Source organism: Thermomonas sp., assembly GCF_047606765.1.
GTDB lineage: Bacteria > Pseudomonadota > Gammaproteobacteria > Xanthomonadales > Xanthomonadaceae > Thermomonas.
This window is the reverse complement of sequence record NZ_JASGED010000032.1, coordinates 1-3,034: the sequence shown is the minus strand read 5'-3', so window position 1 is coordinate 3,034 and position 3,034 is coordinate 1. Positions and strand designations below refer to the sequence as shown.

Sequence of the window (3,034 nt, the reverse complement as noted above, 5' to 3'; positions counted from 1 at the left end):
GCTTCCTTCTTGCAACCAACCAGCAGCATGACGGTAATCGCTGCGGCCAACAGGGTTCTGCTCATCGTCATCCGGGATGCTCCAGTTGGGGAAAGCGCGGAGTGTAGCGAAGCCGGCGTTTGCTTTCGTCAACTGCGCAGGCCCACCCCGCGCTTCAGCAGCCACAGCGCCAGCGCACCCAGCACGGCCACGAAGCCCAACATCAAGGCATAGGCCACCCACAAGCGCACGTCACTGATCCCCAGCAGGCCGTAGCGGAAGGCGTTGACCATGTAGAAGATCGGGTTGGCGAGTGTTGCCGTCTGCGCCCAGCCGGGCAGCAGGCTGACCGAATAGAACACGCCACCCAGATACGTCAGCGGGGTGAGGATGAAGGTGGGGACGATGGCGACGTCATCGAACTTCTTGGCATAGATGGCGTTGATGAAACCGGCCAGCGAAAATATCGTCGCGCCCAGCAACACCGATGTCAGCATCACCAGCGGATGCGGCATGCGCACGCGGGTGAACAGCATGGCGATGCCCAGCACGATCACGCCGACCATCAACCCGCGCAGCACCGCGCCGGCCACGTAGCCGGTGAGGATCACCCAGTTCGGCATCGGGCTGACCAGCAGTTCCTCGACGTGGCGACCGAACTTCGCGCCGAAGAACGAACTGCTGATGTTGCCGTAGCTGTTCTGGATCACGCTCATCATCACCAGGCCGGGAACGATGAAATCCATGTAGCGGATGCCATCCATCTCACGCACCTGCGAGCCGATCAGCTTGCCGAAGATCAGGAAGTACAGGGTCATGGTGATCGCCGGCGGCACCAGCGTCTGGCTCCAGATGCGCAGGATGCGCATCACTTCGCGGCGGGCGATGGTGGCAAGAGCAGTCAGGTTGGGATTGCTCATGCGTTGCCCTCCTTGGTGGTCATCCGCACGAACAATTCTTCCAGTCGGTTGCTCTTGGTACGCATCGAGCGCACGCGGATGCCGGCGGCATCAAGCGCCGCGAACACGCGGTTGAGATCCATCGCACGCGGCATGTCCAGATCCAGCGTGTGGTCGTCAGGCGCGGTCAGCGTGGCGCCTTCGATCGCCGGCAATGCTGCGGGCAGGTTGCCTTCGATATCGAACAGGAAGCCTTCCACATCGAGCTTCGCCAGCAGTGACTTCATCGGCCCCTGCTCGACGATGCTGCCGTGGTCGATGATGGCAAGGTTGCGACACAGGCTTTCGGCTTCTTCCAGATAATGCGTGGTGAGGATGATGGTGGTGCCGGCGGCGTTGATCTCGCGCAGTGTCTTCCACATGCCACGGCGAATCTCGATATCCACGCCTGCGGTGGGTTCATCGAGGATCAGCAGGCGCGGCTGCGTCATCATGGCCCGCGCAATCATCAGCCGCCGCTTCATGCCGCCGGACAAGGTGCGGCTCATCTTGTCGGCCTTGTCCCACAGCAGCGCATCCTTCAGCACCTGCTCCGCGCGCGGCAGCGCCTCATTGCGCGGGATGCCGTAGAACCCCGCGTAGTTCACGCAGATGTCCAGCGGCTTTTCGAACATGTTGAAGTTGATTTCCTGCGGCACCAGCCCAAGCTGGCGCATCGCTGCGTCTCGGTCAGCATCGATGTCGGTGCCGAATACCTGCACGCTGCCAGATGTCTTGTTGACCAGCGAACTGACGATGCCGATCAGCGTGCTCTTGCCCGCGCCGTTGGGGCCGAGCAGGGCGAAGAAATCGCCGGGTGCCACATCCAGTGAAACGCCCTTCAACGCCTGCACGCCGTTGTCGTAGGTCTTGCGCAGTGCATCGATGCACAGCGCGGGCGTGGTGGTCGGGTTCATCGCAATGGCTCCGCCCTGCGTGCGCGCGGCACTGCGGGAACAAGGAAATGGGCTGCGGTTAGTATAGGCGTCCGCCGGCACAGCCCGCTTCGTGACGGCGTTGCATCCATCGAACAGAGCATTGCTTTGGCCATTGTGCATTTCCCCCTGAAACTCACTGCCCGCCGGATGATCGCGCCGACGGTGGCGCACCTGTCGTTCGTGCGTGATGACGGCCAGCCGCTGGATTACATCCCCGGCCAGTTCATCCAGATCCATTTCCAGTATGCCGATGGCACCCCGGCGCGGCGCAGCTATTCGCTGGGCACGCAGCACGATCACACGATGGGGCCGGGCGAAGCGGTGGAAATCGCGGTCAGCTATGTGCCGGGCGGTGCGGCAACAGCGCTGTTCGAAGGCATGCCGCTGGGCGGCACGGTGGACGCCAGCGGCCCGTTCGGGCGCTTCTGCCTGATGCCGAACGATGCCAACCGCCGCTACCTGTTGATCGGCACCGGCACGGGTGTCACGCCGTATCGGGCGATGCTGCCGCAACTGGAATCGCTGATGCAGACACGCGGCGTGGAGGTGGTGCTGTTGCAGGGCGCACGCACGCCGAATGATTTGTTGTACGGCGACGAGTTCCGCGCCTTCGCCGATGCGCATCCGGGCTTTCGCTACATGCCCTGCCTGTCGCGCGAACTGCCGCAAGCCGGTTCACTGCATGCACACGCGGACGTGCGCCACGGTTACGTGCAGAACGCGCTGGCCGAACTCGCGCCATCGCCAGATGGCGACATCGCCTATCTGTGCGGCAACCCGGACATGGTGGATGCCAGCTTCGAGGCATTGAAGGGCCATGGCCTTGGCATCACCCAAATTCGCCGCGAGAAATACGTCAGCAACAAGTAATGACGATCTTGATCGGCTTGTAAAGGACGCTTGACAAGCGGGTTTTGCCGGCCTATCTTGCCTGTCAAGCACACTTGACAAGCAGGAGCATCGCAATGGCAACGCCTCAACACCCGAAGGCCAATGGCGCGGTATGGATCGTCATCGGGGCTGCCTTCCTTGCGATCTCCGCCACCGGGCAGATGGGCTTTCTCGGCGTGGGCCTGGCCCTCATCGTGCTGGGCATCGTGTTCATGGCCAAGGGGCGCAATGACGACAAGGACAAAGGTCCCCGTCCATGACCGTGCGGCGCTGGATGTGGATTTTCAT

At 62.4% G+C, this 3,034-nt stretch carries 4 protein-coding genes; 2 read left to right on the top strand and 2 right to left on the bottom strand.

The genetic code is table 11. The annotated features are described in order from the left end of the window. Positions 1–128: 128 nt before the first annotated feature. Positions 129–899 (bottom strand): ABC transporter permease, encoded by a 771-nt coding sequence (locus QM612_RS03435; protein WP_415252497.1) that lies wholly within the window; start codon positions 897–899, stop codon positions 129–131. Continuing rightward, complete coding sequence (locus QM612_RS03430) at positions 896–1,834, bottom strand: ABC transporter ATP-binding protein (protein WP_415252496.1); 939 nt, start codon at positions 1,832–1,834, stop codon at positions 896–898. Before QM612_RS03430 ends, QM612_RS03435 begins: the two co-directional genes overlap by 4 nt. Positions 1,835–1,942: 108 nt before the next feature. Here QM612_RS03430 and QM612_RS03425 point away from each other — a divergent pair, with 108 nt between their 5' ends. Together QM612_RS03425 and QM612_RS03420 are read left to right on the top strand one after the other, a co-directional pair. Continuing rightward, on the top strand, positions 1,943–2,725 hold the full coding sequence (locus tag QM612_RS03425; RefSeq protein WP_415252498.1) for a ferredoxin--NADP reductase: 783 nt from the start codon (positions 1,943–1,945) through the stop codon (positions 2,723–2,725). 95 nt (positions 2,726–2,820) lie between these two features. Further along, positions 2,821–3,006 carry a hypothetical protein gene (locus QM612_RS03420; protein ID WP_415252495.1) on the top strand — a complete coding sequence of 62 codons (186 nt, stop codon included), beginning with the start codon at positions 2,821–2,823 and terminating at the stop codon, positions 3,004–3,006. Positions 3,007–3,034 lie beyond the last annotated feature (28 nt).